Raw genomic sequence first — 17,728 nt, forward strand, 5'->3', positions numbered from 1 at the left:
ACGGCCCGCCCGCCCGGACAACCGCGGCAGGCGGAGCAGGTGGCTCAGTCCTCTTCCGGTCCCAGGTCCATCACGTAGGACCTGGCCTGCGGCCGAGGCGGCACCACGCGTTCCGGCTTCTCGCTCTTCTCCGGCTTCTCGCCGCTCGACTCGTTCTTCCGGGCCTCGGCCCGCTCGGCCTTGCGGGCCCGCTCCTCGGCGTACCGCTCGGCCCGCTCCTTCTCGGCCCGGTCGATGGCCGCGCCCGCGGCGCTCGCCTGCTCACCGGCCGCCTTGGTGTTCGCGGCGGCGGCGGACCTGGCTGCGGCCAGGTCCTGTTCGATCGATCGGAAGGCGCCCCGGCCGCGCGCGGCCGCGGTGGCGATGCGGTCCCTGGCCGCTTGGAAGGCCGGGTTCACTTGGCCGACTCCGGGTCGAGCATGTTCTTGATGCGCGCGTGCCGCTCGGCGTCGTCGTCGAACAGGTCGGAGCCGAGCAGGTAGCGGTTGCCCTCGCGGTCCTGGCCGCCGCTGTTCCCACCGCCGCCGCCCATGCCGCCCATCATCGGCATGCCGCCGCCCACGCCCGCGCCGCCGCTGCCTCCGCCGCCGCTCGTGGCTGCTGCGGCGGGAGCCGCTGCACCGCCGCCGCCACCACCGGACGACAGGACCTCGGCCGGGCTCGAACCGACCACCGCGCCCGGCGTCAGCGGAGCGGCCGCCGCGGCAGCACCGCCTCCACCGCCCGCGTAGCCACCGCCACCGAAACTGCCGCCACCGGAGCCGCTGCCGCCCCCACCGCCACCAGCGAGCGTGTCACCGCTGAACGAGCCGGAAAGCGCCATCGGCGAGCCGAACTCAGGGCGGTCCGACTCGGCGAAGTCGACCGTGTAGGACTTGTCGGCGCCGTCGGTCGTGTCGGTCAGGACGATCTTGCCCTCGTCGGTGAGCGTGGCCGAGAGGGTGTCGGAGACCTTGATCGCGCCGTCCGGGCCCGGGGTCAGGACGCCGTCCGCGCCCCGGCGGTCGGCGCCGATCGGGCCGAAGCCGGTGTCCGGGGACGCCGCGCCGGGGCCGAAGTCGAGCTGGTAGGTCTTGGGCTCGCCGTCGCCGGTGTCCACGGTGAGCGTGGCGCGGCCGTTCGCGTCGGGTTCGGTGACCGTGTACGAGGTGTCGCCGTCGGTGATGGTGACCTCGTCACCGCCACCGGTGAGCAGCCCGTCCGGGGTCAGCCCCTCGATGGCGTCCGCGCCCTCGCCCGGCTTGCCCTCGTCGGCAGGCTGCAAGAGCTGTTGCAGCTCCTCGGCGGACGGCGTCGGCGGGACACCGCCGGGCGATCCCCCCGGCGATCCACCGGAGCTCCCGCCGGGCATGCCCCCCGGCATGCCCCCGCCGCCGCTCCCGCCGCCGGTCCCCGGGCTGCCCGTGCCGGAGGGCTGGGTCACCTCGCCCGGACCGGTGGCCGACGGGCCGCCCTCCTGCTGATCGGCCGGGGCCTGGATGCCGTCCGCCAGGTCGGCGAACGGGTCCGGCTCGACCGCGTTGAGCCCGTCGACGATGGCGGCCCACCCCTCGGAGACCGTCTCCTTCGTCGACGCGCAGATCTGGTCGAACGCCTGCTTCTTGGCGTCGAACAGCGCCACGAACGTGCCGTCGAGCCACTTGCGGGCACCCGCGGCCATGATCTCCTTGACCTGGTCGCCCCAGAACAGCCAGCCGAAGCTGGAGAACAGGAACGGGTTCATCCCCCCGAACGGCGGCCAGTCGCGCATCCCCTCGAGGTCGTCGCGGTCGGCCTCCTGCCTGGCCGCCCGGATGACCCGCTCGATGTCCTGCGGGATCAGCCCGTCAACCGTGTCGGCGTAGAGGTCGAGCACGGTCTGCGCCCGCTGCGACACCGCCGTCTCCACGTGCGCGACGGTCTCGCTGATCAGCGTCGACGCGGCGGACGGGGTGTCGGCGACCTCCCGGCCGTGCCCGAGGAACTGCCTGCCGTAGGCGTCCGCGACGTCGGCGGCCTCGCCCTGCCAGACCCCGCGCAGGTCGCCGGAGTCGGTGCTCAGGTCGAGGGTGACCTCGGTGAGCTGGTTGTGCACGTCGCCCATGGTCGCGGCGTCGGTGCGGAACTTGCCGAAGTTGATGCCCTTGAGCTCGTCGTAGACGGTCTCGATCTCGGTGCGCTGGTCCGGCGCGGACCCCCGCCACGACCGGTACGGCGGGCTGAAGTGCAGGAAGAACGCCAGACCGCGCGAGCCGGGCTCGAGCAGCTCGTCGGACGTGCCGACCCCCGCGCCCCCGGCCTCGACGGTGCGCCCGGACGCCTCCTCCAGGTCCTCCCCCGCCTGGTCGACGGCCTGGTCCCACTGCGACCGGGCGAGGTACTGGTCGAGGGTGCCCTGGGCCTGGTCGCGCAGGAAGTCCGGCACGAAGGTGCGGGTCGCGCTGTCGAAGACCTCGTCCTTGACCCCGTAGCGCTCGGCGTACGCGGCGATCTCGCCCGCGTTGTCCCAGAACTCCGGGTCGCGCTGGGTGAACAGGTCGTCCTTGAACACGTGGGAGCCGTGCACGTCGGCGAAGGCGCGCAGCAGGCGGGCCTTGTCGTCGTCGGAGACGGACGGGTCGTCGAGGATGGGCTTCAGCTCTGCCCAGGTGGTGCGCTCGGACATCACTGCCACGCTTTCTGCACGTTGGAGCTGTTGGTCTGCTCGCTGGCGGTGTAGTCGCGGTGGGTGTCGGTCAGCCGGTCCGCGTAGGTGCTGGTCGCGGTGGCGTACGCGCGCACCCCGGCCACCAGCCGCCCCCGCAGCGCCTCGGCGTAGGCGCTGCCCCGGTCACCGAACACGCGCCCGAAGTCCCCCGGCGCCACCTGCCCGTCGTCGAGCCGGTCCGCCTGCTGCCCGATCGGCTCGACCCGGCCCTTGATGCGCCCGGCGATCCCAGCCAGCTCACCCCCGGTGGTGTACCCGTCAGCCACGTCGATCGCCCCGTTCCGTCACCGCTTGCGTCTGGCACTACGACGACCGGGGGGCGCGCCGGGGTTCCGCTCCGCCCAAGATGCTTAACGGACGCAAAACGCCCCGCCCGGCGCGACCGGAACGGGGCGTCTTGTGTGGACCGTCAGCCGGTCACCTCCGCAACCAGCTATGCCCGGACAGGTCATCGTCATCCGGCTCGTCCGGACCAGACTGTTCGGCCCGGACAACCCGCCGCGGGGGTTTGGGCGGCTCTGGCACGGGCGGGGGCGGGGGCGGGGGCGGGGCGACCTCCTCGTCCTCGCCACCGAAGGACAGGTAACGCGCGGGGGCGACCGGCCGGGGCGGCTCGGGCGCAGGCGGCGGGAACGGGTGCTGCTGCACCGGGATCGGGGTGGTGCTGGGCGCGGGGCTCGACGGCGCCTGCTCGCGCAGTTCGTCGCCGTCGAAGGTCATCAGCGTCTGCCGCTCGGGGCGGGGCTCCCAGGCGGGCTTCTGCTCCTCCTCCGGCTGGTGAGGCGCCGCGGTGGCTGCCTTGGCCGCGTCGGCGGCGGGGCGGGCCTCCTCGGCCTCCTGCGCGCGCTCGGCCGCCAAAGCGTCCTGCCTGGCCAACTCGGCGGCGAACTCCTCGCCGATGTCGGCCACGGCGGCGCTGTGCCGGTCGGAGATGTCCTGGTAGCGCGCCAGGATGAGACGGTCCGGCTCGGTCATGGTCACCGACCCCCGCCGATCGAGTCGCCCGCCCGCAGCACGACGTCATCGTCGTCGTCGTCGAACAGGTTGCCGACCGTGCGCCACACGGACGGGGAGCGCTCAGATTCGCCGCCACCGCCACCGCCACCGGCGCCGCCCATTCCACCCATCATCCCGCCACCCATGCCACTGCCCGCAGGACCGTCCGCGTCCGCGGACGCGGCTCCGCCCGCGGTGGCGATCCTGGCTTCACCGGCCCCCGCAGCGCGCACGTCACCGGAGTCCCGGTCGGCGCCCTGAGACTCGGAGCCGCCGCTCTGCCCGCCCGCCTGGTCATCGGGCAGGAAGCCGCCTGCCTGGCCGTTCGCGCCGTCGAAGGGCGTCGAGACGCTCGAGGGGCGGGTGCTGCCGTACTCGTCGGAGGTCTGCTGGGCGGCGACCTGGGGCTCTCCCTGACCGGACCACTGGGCCGTGGCGGGCTGGGCCTGCTGCCCTTGCTCGGGCCCGGACCACTGCGCGGCCGCGGGCTGGGCCTCCGGACGGCGGGTGGGGGTTTGCTCCTGGCCGCTGCCGGGCGTCGCCTGCTGAGCTGTGGCGTCGGGCTGAGCCGTGGCGTCGGGCTGGCCGGTGCTCTCCTGGCCGAAGTCCATCGTGTAGCTCTGCGGGGCGCCGGTGCCGTCGTCGACGGTCACCTTGATGGTGTCCGGCGTGTCCGGGGACCGCTCCGCGGTGATCGTCGTGTCGCCGTCCTGGATCACGGCCTTGCCGTCCGGACCCGCCACGACCTGCTCCGCGGGTGTCTGCGCGCCCCCGGTGAGCGGGTCGATCGGCTTACCGTCCGGGCCGAACCCGCCGGGCTGCTGCCCCTCGGGGGTGGCCGTGCCGAAGTCCAGGTCATAGGTCTTGGGCTGGCCGGTCCCGTCGTCCACGGTGACCTTGACGTGCCCCTGCCCGTCCGGGCTGGACACGGAGATCTCGCGGTCGCCCTCGGTGATGGTGACCGTCTCGGGCTTGCCCTGACCGGGCTCACCGGTGAGCCCGTCCAGCTCGGCCGCGGGGTCGGTGGCAGCCTCCGGCGGCTCCGGCATCTCCGGGGGCTCGGGCGTCTCGGGCATCTTCGGCGGTTCCGGGGTGGGGGGCGGCTTGGGCATCGCCTGGTCGCCGCCTCCGGTCCCGGTGGTCGGGCCGCCGGTGTCACGACCACCACCGCGGCTGTCCGGCTTCTTCTCGCCACCGCCGTCCTGCGCGGGCTCGGACGCGCCGGACAGGCTGAGCTTGCCGAACGGGTCGGCGGACATGGTCATCGCCGCGGAGTTGAGCGTGTCCCACGCCTCGGTGACCGACTTGACGGCCTCCTCGATCCGGCGGCGGAAGTTGCCGATGGTGAGGAAGTAGCACTCGCAGAACTGGTCCAGCTCATTGCAGATCTCGTTGGCCCACCGGTTGTTGCCATCGATGAGGTAGACCTCGCCCGGCTTACGAAGCGAGTCAGTGGTAACCGAAACTGTTTGGCCCTCTCCGTAGTGCCTGCCGTCGGGGATGACTTCATGGTCGAACGGCCAGTAGTTCGTCAGTCGACCATTACGAAGAGCTATTTCCATCTCATCTATGTAGCGGCTGAGGTCGCCACGAACCTCCGCGCCGCCGCCCTCACCGCCACCCAGCGAGGTGTAGCGGTCGACCAGCGGCTTGCCGCCGACGTCGCTCTGCGACGGGAAACTGGCCAGCTTCTGGACGACGTCCAGGGTGGCCTGGCTGGCGCCCGCCATGTGGTCGCGCAGTTGGCTGAGCTGGGTGGCGTATTCCTGAGAGGCGGAGCGCAGCTCATTGAACTTGCCGACGGCGAGGTCGCCCGCGCCGCTGGTCCACGCCCCCTGGAGCTTGCCGACGACCGCGCCCGCCGAGCCGTCGAGGCCGCCAGCGGCCTTGACCAGATTGTCCAAGCGCCCCTTGGCGCCCTCCAGCATGCCCCAGTTGATGATCCTGAGCTGGTAGAGGCCGCCACCTGGCTCGGTCTTCTCCTGGTGGCCCTGGCCGTAGACCGGCTGACTGTGCCACCTGGACTTGTCCGAGGGCCGGGCGGCCGGGTGGTTGCGCCACTTGTCGTAGAGGAAACCGAGGTTCTCCGGGCCCATCATCTTGGTGAAGGAGTCGAGGCCCTTGGTCAGGACGGCCTCGGAGTGGTGCTCGGCCCGCACGTCGGCGGGCGTGGTGAGCGCGTCCTGGATCTCGTGGCTGAAGCGTCCGGTCATCAGGCACCGCCCGACTTGGTGACGCCCCAGGCGTTGTCCACATCGGTCGCGTCGGTGGACTTGGCGGAGTCAGTGATCCGCTGCGCGGCCTCGGCGCAGAACTGCTGGGCCTTGCCCACCGAGGCGGCGAGGCGCTGCACGACGCCGTTGAACGCCTGGAACGCCGCGGCGCCGTCTGGTGTGCCCCCGAAGTGCTCCTGCGCCAGCCCGTCGCCGGTCGCGTAGCGCTGCACTTCCTGCAATGAGACCGCGAGATCGGCGACATCCCGGCCGATCGCCGTCACGGCCTCGTGGTCCATCTCCATCGTCTCGTCGATGGCCATGGTTCCCCCTTACCCCCTGATCAAACTCGGCCCCCGCGGGCGCCCCAGTAGGACCGAACCTACCGAGCCGCACCACGGCGCCACCGCCGAACGGCCTATTTGCGCAGGCGAAGCCCCGTTCAGGCTAACCCGGCGGCTGCTGGCCAGGCGGGTACTGGCCCTGCTGCGGGTACTGGTCCTGCGGCCAGTGCTGTTGGCCCGGTGGCGGGGTTTTGCCCCTTCGCGACAGGAGTACAGCGACGAGGACCGGCACGCCGACGAGGACGAGGACGATGATGATCTCGGTGATACCCAGGGACACGCCTCGACCCTAACCTGATCGGGTGTCGCTTTGGGCTCAGCTCGCGGCGGAGACGACCGCTGCCAGGCGGTCGGCGCAGGACTGGGCGATGGCCTGGGTCTGGGCCTCGACCATGACGCGGACGAGCTGTTCGGTGCCGGAGGGGCGGAGCAGGACGCGGCCGGTGGCGCCCAGTTCGGTCTCCACCTCGGTGACGGCGGCGCCGACGACGGGGGAGGCGGCGACGGTGGCCTTGTCGGCGACCTTGACGTTGATCAGGACCTGGGGGAGTTTGCGCATGACGGCCGCGAGGTCGGCGATGGGTTTGCCGGTGGCGGCGATGCGGGCCATCAGGCGCATGGCGGTGAGGAGGCCGTCGCCGGTGGTGGCGTAGGCGGGGAGGACGACGTGGCCGGACTGCTCGCCGCCCAGGGCCAGGCCCGCGCCGCGCAGTTCCTCGAGGACGTAGCGGTCGCCCACGGCGGTGCTGCGGAGCTTGACGCCTGCCTCGCGCATGGCGATGTGCAGGCCGAGGTTGCTCATGACGGTGATGACCAGGGTGTCGTCGACCAGTTCGCCGGACTCGCGCAGGGCCAGCGCCAGCACGGCCATGATCTGGTCGCCGTCGATGACCTCGCCCGCGGCGTCGACGGCCAGGCAGCGGTCGGCGTCGCCGTCGTGGGCGATGCCCAGGTCGGCGCCCTCGGCCAGGACGGCGGCGCGCAGCGGCTCGAGGTGGGTGGAGCCGCAGCCGTCGTTGATGTTCTCGCCGTCCGGCAGCGCGTTGATGGCGATGACCTCGGCGCCCGCCTCGCGGTAGGCCTGCGGGGCGGCGGCCCAGGCGGCGCCGTTGGCGCAGTCGACGACGACCTTGAGGCCGTCGAGCCGGTTGGGGATGGACGCCAGCAGGTGCGCGACGTAGCGGTCGTGGGCGTCGGTGATGTCGTAGACGCGGCCGACCCCGGCCCCGGTGGGCCGCGGCGCCGGGGCGGCGATGGCCGCTTCGATGGCGTCCTCGACCGCGTCGTCGAGCTTGTGCCCGCCCGCAGCGAAGATCTTGATGCCGTTGTCGGGCATCGGGTTGTGCGAGGCCGAGATCATCACGCCCAGGTCGGCGTTGAGCGCGCCGACCAGGTACGCCACGCCCGGCGTGGGCAGCACGCCGACCTGCAGGACGTCGGCGCCCGCGGCGGCCAGCCCGGCGCACACGGCCGATTGCAGCATCTCGCCGCTGGCGCGCGGATCGCGGCCGACCACGGCGACCGGGCGGTGCGCGCCGTCCTCCGGGGCCAGCACGGCGGCAGCGGCGGCGGCGACCGACAGCGCGAGCTCGGGGGTCAGCTCGCGGTTCGCCAGCCCCCGGATTCCGTCGGTGCCGAACAGGCGTGCCATGGGGTGCATCCTCCGCTGCGGTGGGGACTGGGGGCGAGTAGAAGGGGGTTGAGGAGACGCCGAAGGGAGCGGCAGGTTGACACCCACCGCTCCCTCCGGGTCGTGCTCCAGGTCAGCGCTTGCTGTACTGAGGCGCCTTGCGGGCCTTCTTCAGGCCGTACTTCTTGCGCTCCTTGGCCCGCGGGTCACGGGTCAGGAAGCCTGCCTTCTTCAGGACCGGGCGGTCCTCGATGTCCAGCTCGATCAGCGCGCGGGCGATCGCCAGGCGCAGCGCACCGGCCTGGCCGGTGATGCCGCCGCCGTGCAGGTTCGCGCGGATGTCGAACGACTCCGGCTTCTCGGTGATCACCAGAGGCTCGCGGATGAGCTGCTGGTGCACCTTGTTCGGGAAGTACTCCTCGAGCGACTTGCCGTTCAGCGTGAACTGGCCGCTGCCCGGGGTGATGCGCACCCGGACGATGGCCTGCTTGCGGCGGCCGACGGTCTGCGCGGTCTCGGCGCCGAGGCGGGGCAGCGCCGGAGCGGCCTCGACGTCGCCGTCGACAGCACCGTCGACATCGCCCTCGGCGGTGTCGTACTCGACCGGGGCGTCAGCCGCCTCGACCGGGGCGTCAGCCTCGGCCTCAGCCGGGGCGTCGGTCTCCGCGGTGGCGTCGGCCTCCGCGGGCACCTCAGCGGCGGGGGTCTCGTCGACCTCGACGGCGGCCGTGGCCTCGTCGGTCTCGGGGGTGGTCACGGCGTCCTCGCTCACTTGGCGACCTTCGCAATCTCGAACGGCTTGGGCTGCTGGGCGGCGTGCGGGTGCTCCGGGCCTGCGTAGACCTTGAGCTTCTTGCCCTGCGCGCGGCCGAGCTTGTTCTTGGGGAGCATGCCCTTGACGACCTTCTCGAGAAGCCGGTCGGGGCGGGTGTCGAGCAGCTCGCCGAACGACCGCTTGCGCAGGCCGCCGGGGTAACCGCTGTGGCGGTAGGCGAACGCCTGGTCCCGCTTGTTGCCGGTCAGCACGACCTTCTCCGCGTTGACGATGACGACGAAGTCGCCACTGTCCATGTGCGGGGCGAAGGTCGGCTTGTGCTTGCCGCGGAGCAAAGTCGCGACGTGGGTGGCGAGACGGCCGAGCACCACGTCCTCGGCATCGATCACGTGCCAGGCGCGCTCGATCTCGCCAGGCTTAGGGCTGTACGTGGGCACGGGTCTACCTCATCGTCAACATGCGTGTGGGTGCCTGTGCGGGCCTCACCCCTGGACAGTTCTGGTCCAACCAGGGGCGCGCAACGCCACTCGACTCGCATTCGACCAGTCGAGCTTCACGCCCCGCGCCGCACAACAACGTAAGAAGATACCGGGTGGGTTTGAGGGGGTCAAAACCGCCCCCTCCGGAGCACTCCGGCAAACGCTTTCGGGTGAGTTGGACCACAACCCCCGAAATCCCGAACGGGGCCCCGGTGCGCCGGGGCCCCGTTCGGGGGGTTCATGCTCTGTCGCCGCACGAGGCGGCACGCGTCACGACCAGCGGTTGGCGTTGGCCTTCTCGGTCGCCTCGTAGTTCTCGCCCGCCTGCTGCACCGCGACGGCGATGCTGCTCAGGACCTGCTTGAGCTCGTCGTAGGCGCGGTCCCACTGGGCCTGCTTGGCGTTCCACGCCTCGGACGCGGAACCGGTGTAGCCGGCCGCCAGCGGGGCCAGGCGCGACTTGAGGTCGCCCAGCAGGCCCTCGAGCTGCGAGGAGGTGGAGGACAGGGCGTTGGAGGCGTTGGCGACCTCCGCGAAATTGACCTTGATCATGTCGCCGGACATGGAGTTCTCCCTAAGTCTTAAGTCTGTCAGGTCTCAAGCAGTGAAATCAGCCGCCCGCCGAAGCGCGGGCCGCGCGGTGCCAGCGAGAGCTGGACTCAGCCACCCAGGGCGTTCGCGATGGTGGACATCGAGGAGGAGGACTCCTCCTCCTGGCGCACGTACGCGGTGTTCGACTCCTTGAGCTGCTCCGAGATCGCCTGCAGCGCGTCGTGCAGCTTCTTGGCGTCCTCGTTGTAGCGCACCATCAGGGTGTTGAACGCGGTGGAGGCCTGGCCCTTCCAGTTGTCGCGCAGCGGGTCGAGGTTGCTGCCGAGGGTCTTCAGCGCGGCCTGCGACTCCTCGTTGACCTTGTCGACGTCGAGGGCGGCCTTGGCCATCTCTTCGGGCGTGATTCCGTAACCGGACATTGGGAGAACCCCCTGGTTGGTAGTGGGTCGTACGCGTTCTTCGTTCGTACGCCGCTTACGACGATGACCCTGCCAGGTTCGGTTCCGTCCTTGTGCGACTTACCCGCAAGCAGTTGCTCCCGTAAACGCCACGGTCGGGAACCAGCAGGTCAGAGCCGGTGCGGGCAGCCGGTGTCGACAACGGCGACTTCGCGGTTGCGAAGTCGCCGTGTGCGTTCGCGACGCGGCGCGGGAATCAGCCGCCCTCGAGCAGGATCTGCTGGTCGGCGAAGTAGTCGTCGTCGTCCTCGCCGCGCCGGGCCGGGGTCGGCTCGGGCTCCGCGGACTCCGCGGCGGGGGGCTCGGGGGCGGGCTGCGGGCGCGGCTCGTCGCGCTCGATGACGACGGTCTCGCGCTCCTCCTCGTCGTCCTCCGGCGGCGCGGGCGGCGGTGGGGCCGGGGCCGCGACGAGGGCGGCGGCCGGCGGGTACTCGTCGACGGGCAGGCCGCGATCGCGGCGCCACTGGGCGGCCCGCTCGCGCGCGGCCGGGTCGGTGACCTGGTCGGCACCGACCTTGAGCTGACCGTCGCGAGCGCGGGCGGCCAGCGCGCTGTTCTCCGCGCGGAACTTCGCCACCTGGTCCCTGGCCTCGGCCGAGGCTCGGCTGGCCCGGGTCACCGCTGCCGACACATCGGCCCGGAACCGGGCGGCCGCCTCGGCGAACCCCTCGTTCGGCGCGCTCATCGCCACCCCTCCTCCTGGTCCGGTCAGCCGGTGACGACCAGCGACCGGACCACCTCCGCGCAGGCGCCCTGGACCAGGTCGCGGCCGGGGTCGGTGTGCTGGCAACCGACGCTGACCTGGGTGCTGCCCTCGAACAGGACGTACCAGTCGACGGTAGCGCCCGAGGCGCCCAGCCGTTCGCGGTAGCGCACAACCGACTTGCCCGCGAACGCCCCGGAGTCGGCGAAGTCGGTCAGCGCGCCCTCGGCGGCCTCGTAGTCGCCGCGCAGCTTCTCCACCGCCCTGGCCCGGTCGGCGCCGCTGTCGAAGCTGAGCCGCTTCTCCTCAACCAGGATCCGGTCCTCGCCGTCGAGGGCGTCCTGGGGCTTGATCTCGGTGCGCAGCAGAGCGGGGTCGCCGCCGGTCTGGGTCCAGCCCGCGGGCAGGGCGAAGCGGTACTCGTACTGGGCGATCACCCGACCGGGGTCCGCCGGTCCCCCGCGCCCCAGCACGACCACCAGGCCGACGACGACCGCGGCGGCGAGCAGGACGGCCCCACCCGCGACCAGCGGCCCGGTGCGGGAGCGGCGCTGGACCCGCGGGTGGTCGGCCTGTGGGTGGTCAGCTCGCCTGTGGACAACCCCGTCTCGGTCGGCCTGGTTTGTCAGTGCCCCTGGGTAACGTTGAAATCGGGGGTCCCCAGGGCCGGATGATCTTGGTCCGGGGGTGGGGGGTCGGCCGGGGGGCGCGGTGGGCCAGGGGGTGGTGGAGCCGCGCGGGTGGTCTCGGGGCGGGACGGGGAAGCGGGGTTGGGTGGGGGGCTGGGCGGGGGTCTGGGTGGCCAGCAGGGCTCCCCTGGCGACGACGGTCTCGGGTTGGTCGAGGGTCACCGGGACGACGCCGGTGCGCTCGGCGGCGACCCTGGCCACCATCGGGATGCGGCTCGCGCCGCCGACGAGGAACAGCCCGGTGAGGTCGGTGGCCGCCAGCCCGGCCTCGGCCAGCGCCGCGACCACGAGGTCGGCCGCGCGGCCGACCGGGGCGGCGATGAGGGCCTCGAGGTCGTCGCGGGTGACGTGCGCGTCGGGGAACGGCGAGGGCAGCGGCACGTCGGTGTAGGGGTGGCGGGACAGCGTCTCCTTGGCGTCGCGCACGTCCTGGCGCAGCACCCGCCGCCGCCTGCGCTCGGCCAGGTCGCGCCCCTCGACCAGCTCGCGCCAGTCCTCGGGGCGCCCGGTCCGGGAGCCGATGTGGTCCATCAGCGACTGGTCGACGTCGGCCCCGCCGAACGACGGGTCACCCTTGGCGGCGAGCACGGTGAACCCGGTCCCGGCCGGGGCCACGATGCTCACGTCCACCGTTCCGCCGCCGACGTCGAGCACGGCCAGGGCCTGTTGCGGCGCCCCCGGGAACCGGGCGGCGTGGAACACCGCGGCGGCCACCGGCTCGGGCACCAGCACCAGCCGCTGGCCCAGCCCCGCGGCGGACTCGGCCAGGACAGCGGTCCGCACGGCGCCCCAGTCGGCGGGGTGGGTGAGCACGAGCTGGTCGACCGGCGCCCCGCCCGCGACCCGCCGCGCCTCCCGCACCGCCCGGCTGAGCACGGCCCGGAACACCGCCCGGACCGGCAGCACGGTGTCACCGAGCAGCAGCTCGCCCTCGTCGACGCGCCGTTTGGGGTGCGGCTCGTAGCGCGAAGGGTCGAGCGCCGCCTGCCGCTCGGCCTCCTGCCCGACGAACAGCGTGCCGTCAGCGCCCACGTAGACGGCCGACCGCAGCAGGGGCTGGCCGTCGATCACCACGACCTGCGGCTCCCTGCCGTCGACGGCGATCGCGACGCAGGTGCTCGAGGTCCCGAAGTCCACCGCAACGCGCAGCCCCACGGCCCACCCTCCGACTCGGCTCCGGAGGTCACCCTACGTGCCGCGGGCAAGCCCGTCCCAGCTCAGACGTGGCGCACCCGGGTGTTTTCCACGCCCGACGAGCGGCAGGAAGCCACTGCAGGCCGACCGCCCGAACCACTGGAACGCGATCCACACCGGGGCCGGGCGCACGCCCGGCCTCGGTGGTGCACCCGGCATAGGTCGCGAACCCGCCGCGCGCGTGGGCCAGCACGCGAACCCGTCCGCCACCTGGGACAGCCGGGCGGTGGGGCGGATCAGCGGTCGGGGGTTTGACGCGGTCGTGTGGAAGCGAGGACTGGCGCGATCCCGCCCAGCCCGGCGGTGAGGCTCGGCCGCGAACCCGCCTTGCCGCGCGTGCGGCCAACACCTGAACCAGTCCGCCACCCGGGGTCGTCGGGGCGGATGACGCGAACCAAGTGCGCGCCAGGCGCGAGCGGTGGAGTGGATCAACGGTCACCGGTCGGGGGTTTGACGCGGTCGTGTGGAAGCGAGGACTGGCGCGATCCCGCCCAGCCCGGCGGTGGGGCTCGGCCGCGAACCCGCCCTGCCGCGCGTGCGGGCCAACACCTGAACCAGTCCGCCACCCGGGGTCGTCGGGGCGGATCAGCGGTCACGGTCGGGCGCTGGCCGCGGCCGTGGGGAAGCTGCGGGCCAGCCCACGGCAGGGCGATCCGCCGGAGCGTTGCGGGACCAACACGATCCACGCCGAGCAAGCGGGCGTTTGGCCCGGTGGCGGGGCTCGGCACCGGCCGCGCGTGCGGGCCAGCGCTTGCACCAGGCCGGCGTCCAGGATCTCCGGGGCGGGTGACGTGAGCCAAGCGCGTGTCGGTGGTGGGGCGAGGTCGCGCCGCGTCGAGCGGCAGTCACCGGTCGTGGGGAAGCTGCGGACCGGCCCCCGGCAGCGGCGTCGAGGGGGGCGGTGGCCCGGGCGGGTCCCGTGGGTGGGCTGGGAACGCCGCTGCCCGCCGCGGGGAGCGGCGGGCAGCGGGGGTGGTCGGACCGGCCGGTCAGTCCGGCGGGATCCAGGCGATGTGCATGAGGGACTGGCCCGTCTTGCGGCTGACCAGGGTGCCTCGGCCCGGCGGCAGCGCGCTGGGCTTGACCGTGCCGAGCAGGGCGCCCTCGTCCCGGCTGCCCGAGCCGACGATGCCGGGGGTGGCGATCTCGCGGAGCTTGCCCAGGACCGGGTCGAACATGGCCCGGCTGGCGCCGCCGGTGCGGCGGACGGCGACCACGTGCAGGCCGACGTCCTTGGCCTGCGGCAGGAACTCGGCCAGCGGTTGCAGCGGGTTGTTGCCCTGCGGGGCGACGAGGTCGTAGTCGTCGACGATGAGGAACAGCTCCGGGCCCTTCCACCAGGAGCGGTTGCGGAGCTCGTCCTGGGTGACGTCGGGGCCGGGCAGCCGCTTGGTCATCGACCCCTTGACGTCCTTGATCATGTCGCCGAGCTGGTTGGACGAGACCGCGTAGCTGAGCAGGTGGCCGCTGTCGATGAAGCCGAGCATCGTCCGGCGGTAGTCCACCAGGATGATCAGGGCTTCCTTGGGCGTGTAGCGCTCGGTGATGCCGCGCACGATCGTGCGCAGCAGGTTGGTCTTGCCGGACTCGCCGTCGGAGAACGCCAGGAAGTGCGGCTCGGCCTCGAAGTCGAGGTAGACCGGGGCCAGGTCGTTCTCGTCGACGCCGATCGGGATGAGCTTGCTGTCCTTGCGGGTGTCCTGGGCGATGAGGTCCTCGTAGGGCAGCACCTCGGGCAGCAGCCGGACCTTGGGCGCGTGCCTGCCGCGCCAGCCCGCGTTGATCTTGGCCACCGCGTCCTGCACGCCCGCGGCCACCGTCTCCACCCGGTCGGCCTTGTCGACGTTGGCACCGTCGATGCGCGGCAGGCCGGTGAGGAAGTGCAGCTTGTCGCGGGTCAGGCCGCGGCCGGGGCGCCCGGACGGGACGTTGACCGCCACCCGGCGGTCCACATCGGACTCGCTGGGGTCGCCGAGGCGCAGCTCGAACCGGGTGCCGAGCAGGTCCTTGAGCGCGGGGCGGATCTCGGCCCACCGGTTGGCCGCCACCACCACGTGGATGCCGAAGGACAGGCCCTGCGCGGCCAGGTTGACGACCTGCATCTCCAGCGACTCGAACTCCTGGCGGAAGTTCAACCAGCCGTCGACGAGCAGGAACACGTCGCCGAACGGGTCCTCGCGCAAGCCGCCCTGCCGCTTGCGGGCGCGGAAGTCGGTCATCGAGTCGATGCCCAGGTCGCGGAAGCGCTGCTCGCGCTCGGCGACGAGCCCGGAGACCTCGGCGACCATCCGGCGCGCCTTGTCCGGGTCGATGCGGCCCGCGACACCGCCGACGTGCGGCAGCTTCTCCATCGGGCCCATCGTGCCGCCACCGAGGTCGAGGCAGTAGAACTGGACCTCCTCGGGGGTGTGCGTCAGCGCCATCGACATGACCAGCGTGCGCAGCAGCATCGACTTGCCCGACTGCGGCCCGCCGACGACCGCGCCGTGGCCCGCCGCACCGGAGAAGTCGGCCCAGAGCAGGTCCCGGCGCTGCTCGTAGGGCTTGTCGACGATGCCCAGCGGCACCTGCAGCCGCCCGGCGCCGAAGAACCCGACCGAGGACAGGCCCCGGTCCTCGGTGGTCTGCAGCGGCGGCAGCATCGTGTCGAGGGTGTCGGGGTAGTCCAGCGGCGGCAGCCACACCTCGTGCGCCATCGGGCCCTGCCCGATCAGCCGCTGCACGATCACGTCGAGCTCGGAGGCCTCGGTGGGCTGGTCGGGCTTCTTCGGCTCGGCGATCGCCGCGACCGGCTTCTCCGGCTCCTTGGGGATCTCGACGTAGTCCGGGACGAACAGCTTCGCCCGCCGGTCGCCGCTGACCGCGGCCACCGGCCCCGCGGCCTGCATGCCCGCCGGGCGGTAGGGCCCGGAGACGTAGGCGGCCTTGAACCGGTGCATGGTCGAGGTGTCGAACTTGAGGTAGCCCGAGCCGGGGATCGAGGGCAGCTCGAACGCGTCCGGCACGCCGATGGCCGCCCGGGACTCCGCGGCGGAGAAGGTCTTGAGGCCGATGCGGTAGGACAGGTGCGAGTCCAGGCCGCGCAGCTTGCCCTCCTCCAGGCGCTGCGAGGCGAGCAGCATGTGCATCTGCAGCGACCGGCCCAGCCGCCCGATCGCGACGAACAGGTCGATGAAGTCCGGCTTGGCCGAGAGCAGCTCGGAGAACTCGTCGACGACGATGAACAGCGCGGGCAGCGGGTCGAGGTCGGCGCCGTTCTCGCGGGCCTTCTCGTACTCCCACACGTTCTTGAAGTTGCCGCCGTTCTTGAGCGCCTCCTGGCGCCGGTTCATCTCACCGGCCAGCGCGTCCTTCATGCGGTCGACCAGGGTCAGGTCGCCCTGCAGGTTGGTGATCGTCGCGGCGACGTGCGGGGCGCTGTCGAGGCCGAGGAAGGTCGCGCCACCCTTGAAGTCGACGAGGATGAAGTTCAGCGTCGTCGACGAGTGCGTGGCCAGCATCCCCAGCACCAGGGTGCGCAGGAACTCCGACTTGCCGGAGCCGGTCGCGCCGATGCACAGGCCGTGCGGGCCCATGCCCTCCATGGCCGCTTCCTTGATGTCGAGCTCGACGGCCTGGCCGAACTCGCCGACGCCGAACGGGACCCGGTAGCGGTCACGCACCGGCCGGGGCCGCCACGCCTGCTGCACGTCGAAGGTCATCGGGTCGCCGGGGATGCCCAGCAGCTCCAGCAGCGTCGGGTTGGACAGCAGCGGCTCCTCGTCGCCGGAGTCGGCCGCCGCGGCGCCCACCCGGTACGGCGCGAGCTTGCGCGCCAGCGCCTCGGCCTCGGCGACCGACAGCGTGTCCGGGGAGGCGAACCACTCCACACCGGACGCGCTGCGCGCGCCGAGCCGGTCGCCCTCGACGACCAGCCGCAGGCCGCGGCGGGCGGTGAGGTTGCCCAGCGACTCCGACAGGTCGAGCAGGGTGACCCCGACCAGACCCTCTTCCAGCAGGATCTGTTCCTCGCGGGTGATCTCGCCGTCATCGATGACCACCACGACGTGCGGCTGGTCGGGCTGCGGCGGGGCGTTGCGGGTGAACCGCGGCCGGTCGCGCAGCTCCTCGTCGAGCCACTCCTCGATCTGGTGCAGCGACCCGGCCATCATCCGGAGCTGCCCGATGCCGTCGAGCAGCGTGGGGTGCTGGCTGTGCGGCAGCCACTTGGCCCACTCCCACTCGGCCTTGGCCTTGCCGGAGGTGACCACGGCGACCAGCACGTCGTCGGGGGTGTGGAAGGTGACCAACTGGGCGATGAGCGCGCGGGCCAGGCCGCGGGCCTGGTCCTTGTCCCCGGTGATGCCCACGGCGGCGAACCCGCGGACGGCGACCTGGATCGGCAGCTCGGGCACGATCGAGTGCGCGCGGACGAACCGGCGCAGCGCCAGCGTGGCGATCGGCTCCAGCTCGTCGACCGGGCCGGTCTGCGGCGGGACGAGCCGGGTGGCCAGCCGCTGCGAGCCGCGACCGGCGCGCAGGTGGCAGAAGTCGGGGTCGGCCTGGCGGCGCTCCCACATCCGGCGGCTGGTGGCGATCGACCACAGCGCCTGCGGGTCGGGGTGGGTCCACTCCAGGGACGCGCGCTGGTCCAGCGAGGCCTCGCGGGCGCGGTCGCGCATCTGGCCGAGGTAGCGCAGGTAGTCCTTGCGGTCCTCGTTCATCTCGGCCTTCTTCTGGCCACCGCCCCGGCCACCCATGCCGCCCGCCATCATGCCCACGGTCGACAGCAGGAACATGCCGCCGAACATCAGCGACATGGGGCTCCTGGTCGTGGTGAACATGAAGATCATCATTCCGACCGAGGCGACGATCATGACCACCGGGAGCATCTTGAGCAGGACGCTGCCGGGGATGACGCGCGGTACCTCGGGTGGCGGTTCGAGGTGGACCTCGCCGCCGGGCTGCCGCGGCGCGGCTAGGCGGGGCGAACGCTTGAACTGCAGCGTGCTCACCGGACGGACACCTCT

General features: G+C 72.5%; 15 protein-coding genes. All 15 read right to left on the bottom strand.

Going from position 1 to position 17,728, the window contains the following annotated elements; translation table 11 throughout:
- Positions 1-44: 44 nt before the first annotated feature.
- The 15 genes from GCL84_RS24400 to eccCa all read right to left on the bottom strand — a co-directional run bounded on the left by GCL84_RS24400 (position 45) and on the right by eccCa (position 17,713).
- Positions 45-398 carry a hypothetical protein gene (locus GCL84_RS24400; RefSeq protein ID WP_156757886.1) on the bottom strand — a complete coding sequence of 118 codons (354 nt, stop codon included), beginning with the start codon at positions 396-398 and terminating at the stop codon, positions 45-47.
- Entirely contained in the window at positions 395-2,644 is a 2,250-nt protein-coding gene (locus GCL84_RS24405) for a WXG100 family type VII secretion target (RefSeq protein ID WP_156757887.1), read from the bottom strand. The genes GCL84_RS24400 and GCL84_RS24405 overlap by 4 nt, the downstream gene beginning before the upstream one ends.
- Complete coding sequence (locus GCL84_RS24410; RefSeq protein ID WP_156757888.1) at positions 2,644-2,952, bottom strand: hypothetical protein; 309 nt, start codon at positions 2,950-2,952, stop codon at positions 2,644-2,646. Before GCL84_RS24410 ends, GCL84_RS24405 begins: the two co-directional genes overlap by 1 nt.
- Positions 2,953-3,103: 151 nt before the next feature.
- Positions 3,104-3,661, bottom strand: coding sequence for a hypothetical protein (locus GCL84_RS24415; RefSeq protein WP_156757889.1), 558 nt, complete (start codon positions 3,659-3,661; stop codon positions 3,104-3,106).
- Positions 3,662-3,663: 2 nt separating this feature from the next.
- Complete coding sequence (locus GCL84_RS24420) at positions 3,664-5,895, bottom strand: hypothetical protein (RefSeq protein WP_156757890.1); 2,232 nt, start codon at positions 5,893-5,895, stop codon at positions 3,664-3,666.
- On the bottom strand, positions 5,895-6,218 hold the full coding sequence (locus GCL84_RS24425; protein ID WP_156757891.1) for a hypothetical protein: 324 nt from the start codon (positions 6,216-6,218) through the stop codon (positions 5,895-5,897). The genes GCL84_RS24420 and GCL84_RS24425 overlap by 1 nt, the downstream gene beginning before the upstream one ends.
- A gap of 124 nt (positions 6,219-6,342) precedes the next feature.
- Entirely contained in the window at positions 6,343-6,519 is a 177-nt protein-coding gene (locus tag GCL84_RS24430; protein ID WP_156757892.1) for a hypothetical protein, read from the bottom strand.
- 36 nt (positions 6,520-6,555) lie between these two features.
- The gene (glmM, locus tag GCL84_RS24435) at positions 6,556-7,890 is read right to left on the bottom strand and encodes a phosphoglucosamine mutase (protein ID WP_156757893.1); all 1,335 of its coding nucleotides are present in this window, start codon (positions 7,888-7,890) and stop codon (positions 6,556-6,558) included.
- A gap of 112 nt (positions 7,891-8,002) precedes the next feature.
- Positions 8,003-8,626, bottom strand: a complete 624-nt coding sequence (gene rpsI / locus GCL84_RS24440) for a 30S ribosomal protein S9 (protein ID WP_407924432.1) — start codon at positions 8,624-8,626, stop codon at positions 8,003-8,005.
- Positions 8,627-8,637: 11 nt separating this feature from the next.
- Positions 8,638-9,081, bottom strand: coding sequence for a 50S ribosomal protein L13 (gene rplM / locus GCL84_RS24445; RefSeq protein WP_156757894.1), 444 nt, complete (start codon positions 9,079-9,081; stop codon positions 8,638-8,640).
- 312 nt (positions 9,082-9,393) lie between these two features.
- Positions 9,394-9,687, bottom strand: a complete 294-nt coding sequence (locus GCL84_RS24450; protein ID WP_156757895.1) for a WXG100 family type VII secretion target — start codon at positions 9,685-9,687, stop codon at positions 9,394-9,396.
- A gap of 95 nt (positions 9,688-9,782) precedes the next feature.
- Positions 9,783-10,094, bottom strand: a complete 312-nt coding sequence (locus GCL84_RS24455) for a WXG100 family type VII secretion target (RefSeq protein WP_156757896.1) — start codon at positions 10,092-10,094, stop codon at positions 9,783-9,785.
- Between the two features lie 235 nt (positions 10,095-10,329).
- Positions 10,330-10,818, bottom strand: a complete 489-nt coding sequence (locus GCL84_RS24460) for a hypothetical protein (protein WP_156757897.1) — start codon at positions 10,816-10,818, stop codon at positions 10,330-10,332.
- 23 nt (positions 10,819-10,841) lie between these two features.
- Entirely contained in the window at positions 10,842-12,680 is a 1,839-nt protein-coding gene (locus GCL84_RS24465) for a type VII secretion-associated protein (protein ID WP_156757898.1), read from the bottom strand.
- Positions 12,681-13,708: 1,028 nt separating this feature from the next.
- Positions 13,709-17,713 carry a type VII secretion protein EccCa gene (gene eccCa, locus GCL84_RS24470; RefSeq protein WP_156757899.1) on the bottom strand — a complete coding sequence of 1,335 codons (4,005 nt, stop codon included), beginning with the start codon at positions 17,711-17,713 and terminating at the stop codon, positions 13,709-13,711.
- Positions 17,714-17,728: the final 15 nt, after the last annotated feature.

This window comes from Actinokineospora pegani, assembly GCF_009745975.1.
Taxonomy (GTDB): Bacteria; Actinomycetota; Actinomycetes; order Mycobacteriales; family Pseudonocardiaceae; genus Actinokineospora; species Actinokineospora pegani.

Coding starts and splice junctions, on each gene's coding strand:
- GCL84_RS24405 (WP_156757887.1), bottom strand. CDS start 2,644: ATGTCCGAGCGCACCACCTGGGCAGAGCTGAAGCCCATCCTCGACGAC.
- GCL84_RS24415 (WP_156757889.1), bottom strand. CDS start 3,661: ATGACCGAGCCGGACCGTCTCATCCTGGCGCGCTACCAGGACATCTCC.
- GCL84_RS24420 (WP_156757890.1), bottom strand. CDS start 5,895: ATGACCGGACGCTTCAGCCACGAGATCCAGGACGCGCTCACCACGCCC.
- GCL84_RS24425 (WP_156757891.1), bottom strand. CDS start 6,218: ATGGCCATCGACGAGACGATGGAGATGGACCACGAGGCCGTGACGGCG.
- glmM (WP_156757893.1), bottom strand. CDS start 7,890: ATGGCACGCCTGTTCGGCACCGACGGAATCCGGGGGCTGGCGAACCGC.
- GCL84_RS24450 (WP_156757895.1), bottom strand. CDS start 9,687: ATGTCCGGCGACATGATCAAGGTCAATTTCGCGGAGGTCGCCAACGCC.
- GCL84_RS24455 (WP_156757896.1), bottom strand. CDS start 10,094: ATGTCCGGTTACGGAATCACGCCCGAAGAGATGGCCAAGGCCGCCCTC.
- GCL84_RS24460 (WP_156757897.1), bottom strand. CDS start 10,818: ATGAGCGCGCCGAACGAGGGGTTCGCCGAGGCGGCCGCCCGGTTCCGG.